Raw genomic sequence first — 3084 nt, forward strand, 5'->3', positions numbered from 1 at the left:
GATCACCCAGCCCCACGGTTCGTAGCCCGCGACGTACGACACCTTCGGCTGCGGCTCCTCCGCCCCCGGCTTCGGCCACTGGTACTCCACGAACCCGGCCCCCTTGTCCTGGACGACCTTCACCATGTCGACGAACAGCTTCTTGCCGTCCGGGTCCTCGGTGCCCGACAGGTCGCTGCCGTCCAGCTCCGGCTTGACCGGGTGCATGATCATCGTCGGACCCATGTCGTTGATCCAGAAGTACTCCGTGCCGGAGTAGCGCAGCTGCTCCACCGCGGCGAGGGCCGCGGCCTGCGCGTCCTCCTCGCTCATCCGGCCGGCCTCCTGCTCCGCGCCGTAGTAGCTGACGACCCCGAGCGCGGTCTCGACGACCGACTTGGTCGCGTGCTTGCGCTCGGTGAGGATCCGGCCCTCCATGCGGGCCGAGGCCAGCGCAGCGAGCGCGGCCACGCCGATCGCGAAGAGCAGCACGATGACGATGAGCCGGGTCTGGATGGAGGCCGATCTCAGGGAGCGCATTCGGGTCATGTGGGGCCGATCGGCCCGAAGGACCCGGACCAAAGTACTTTCCAGCGACTTCGTGAACTGGGTCACATTCCGGCCGGGCGTCGTCCGGTTCACATGGCTGTGACACGCGCCTGTGCGATCGGACGGAAGGGCCGGTCCGGGCTTGTTCCGGCCGACGAACACAGCGCCGATCGGCCTTCTTTACGGTGAGCGTCATGAGCTCACTGCGCGACGTCGAGGCCAGGATCGCCGAGCAGCTGCCCGGCCTGATCGAGAAGCACCAGGTGCCCGGAGCGGCGTACGCGATCCTCGCCGGTGGCGAGGTCGTCGACGGCGCGGCCGGTGTTCTGAACAGGGCGACCGGGGTCGAGGCGACCGCCGACTCGGTCTTCCAGATCGGCTCGATCACCAAGCTGTGGACCGCGACGCTCGTCATGCAGCTCGTCGACGAGGGCAAGATCGACCTCGAGGCCCCGGTGCGCAGCTACCTGCCGGAGTTCGAGATCGGGGACAAGGACGCCGCCGCGGCCATCACCGTCCACCAGCTGCTCAACCACACCGCCGGCTTCGAGGGCGACATCTTCACCGACACCGGTGTGGGTGACGACTGCGTCGAGAAGTACCTCGGCGTGCTGCACGACGTCCCCCAGCTCTTCCCTCCCGGCGAGCGCTTCTCCTACAACAACGCGGGCTTCGTCGTGCTCGGCCGGCTCGTCGAGGTGCTGCGGGGGAAGACGTACGACGACTGCCTGCGAGAGCACCTGTTCGCCCCGCTCGGCCTGACCCACGCCGCCGCGAGCGTCTACGAGGCGATCACGTTCCGCGCCGCGATGGGCCACATCCCCACGGGGCCCGACGCTCCCGCGGACCCGGCGCCGATCTGGGCGATGGCCCGCTCCAACTCGCCCGCCGGCTCGATGCTCGCGATGCGGCCGCGCGACCTGCTCGCGTTCGCTCGCATGCACCTCGAGGACGGCAAGGCTGCGGACGGCACCCAGGTCCTCGCGCCCGGCACCGCCGCGCGGATGCAGGCCCGCGAGGTCGACCTGCCCTACCTCGGCATCATGGGGACGTCCTGGGGCCTCGGCTTCGAGCGCTTCGACGTGCCCGAGGGCGACGTCATCGGCCACGACGGCAGCACGATCGGCCAGTACGCCTTCATGCGGATGGTCCCCGAGGCCGGGGTCGCGGTCGCACTCCTCACCAACGGCGGCGACGCGATGTCGCTCTACCACGAGGTCATCGGCCAGGTGATCGAGCAGCTCACCGACACCGCGCTGCCCGCCCTCCCGATCCCGCCTGCCGACCCCGAGCGCATCGACGCCAGTCGGTACGTCGGCACCTACTCCGCCGACGTCATGGACCTCGTCGTCACCCAGGACGACGACGGCCGGATCTGGATCGAGACGATCCCCAAGGGCGAGATCGCCGAGATGGGCGCCCAGCGCGAGACCAGCGAGCTCGTGCCGTTCGGCGAGGACAGCCTGATCCCGATCGAGGCCGACCGCGGCATGCACCTCCCGCACGCCTTCGTCGGCGACGACGGCGAGGGCCATGCCCTCTACCTCCACGTCGGTCGCGCCATCCGGCGCGCCGGAGCCTGACCCACCCGCGTGAGAACCTCGAGGAAGACCGTCATGAAGCTGACCGCGACCGCTCTCGGACTGTGCGTGACCACTGCTCTGCTCGCCGGCTGCGGTGGCAGCAGCGACTCCCCGGGAGGTGCGGGCGGCGGGGGAGGTGACAGCGAGTACGCCGATGGCGGCACGTTCACGATGGCGATCGCCGGGGACCCCGGCAAGCTCGACCCGCACTCCTCGGCGAGCAGCCAGCTCTTCGCCGTCAACCAGCTGGCCTACGACAACCTGGTCTCCGTCGACGGCCAGACCGGCGAGATCGAGTCACAGCTGGCCAAGGAGTGGTCGGTGGACGGCACCACGGTCACCTTCACCCTCAACGACGGCATCACCTGCGCCGACGGCAGTGAGTTCACCGCCACCACCGTCGCCGACAACATCGCCTACGTCGGCAACCCCAAGAACAAGAGCGCCTACCTCGGCACGTTCCTGCCGGCCGGTGCCACCGCCAAGGCCGACGACGCCACCGGCACGGTGACGGTCACGCTGGCCCAGCCCGCGCCGTTCGTGCTCAACGGGTTCGGCAGCCTCCCGATGGTGTGCGAGTCGGGGCTGAAGGACCGCAAGAGCCTCGCCGACTCGACGGCGGGCACCGGCCCCTACGAGCTCAGCGAGGCGGTGCCGGGCGACCACTACACCTACCAGAAGCGCGACGGCTACACCTGGGGCCCCGACGGGGCGACGACCGACGAGCAGGGCCTGCCCGACACGATCGTCATGAAGGTGATCCAGAACGAGGGGACCGCTGCCAACCTGCTCGTCTCCGGCGAGATCAATGCGGCGACCATCCAGGGCCCCGACGCCAAGCGCCTCGACGCCCAAGACATGTTCCACACGAGCACGCCGGCCATGGCCGGAGAGCAGTGGTACAACCACAACGACGGTCACGACACCGCCGACGCCGACGTCCGGATGGCGCTCACCCAGGCGATCGACTTCA

General features: G+C 69.5%; 3 protein-coding genes. 2 read left to right on the forward strand and 1 reads right to left on the reverse strand.

The window, feature by feature from the left end:
* Positions 1-528 (reverse strand): cache domain-containing protein (locus Q0L15_RS17140; protein ID WP_296605664.1); only part of this gene is annotated, 528 nt, incomplete at its 3' end.
* A 194-nt stretch (positions 529-722) separates the two neighbouring features.
* On the opposite strand from Q0L15_RS17140, the gene Q0L15_RS17145 reads away from it, so the two are divergent.
* Both Q0L15_RS17145 and Q0L15_RS17150 read left to right on the forward strand, forming a co-directional pair.
* Complete coding sequence (locus Q0L15_RS17145) at positions 723-2111, forward strand: serine hydrolase (RefSeq protein ID WP_296605665.1); 1389 nt, start codon at positions 723-725, stop codon at positions 2109-2111.
* 33 nt (positions 2112-2144) lie between these two features.
* On the forward strand, positions 2145-3084 hold a 940-nt coding region (locus tag Q0L15_RS17150), incomplete at its 3' end, for an ABC transporter substrate-binding protein (protein WP_296605666.1).

The sequence above is a fragment of the Nocardioides sp. genome (genome assembly GCF_024509035.1).
Taxonomy (GTDB): Bacteria; Actinomycetota; Actinomycetes; order Propionibacteriales; family Nocardioidaceae; genus Nocardioides.

Excerpts from the sequence above, each read along its gene's own strand:
- Q0L15_RS17145 (WP_296605665.1), top strand. The coding sequence starts at position 723 with ATGAGCTCACTGCGCGACGTCGAGGCCAGGATCGCCGAGCAGCTGCCC.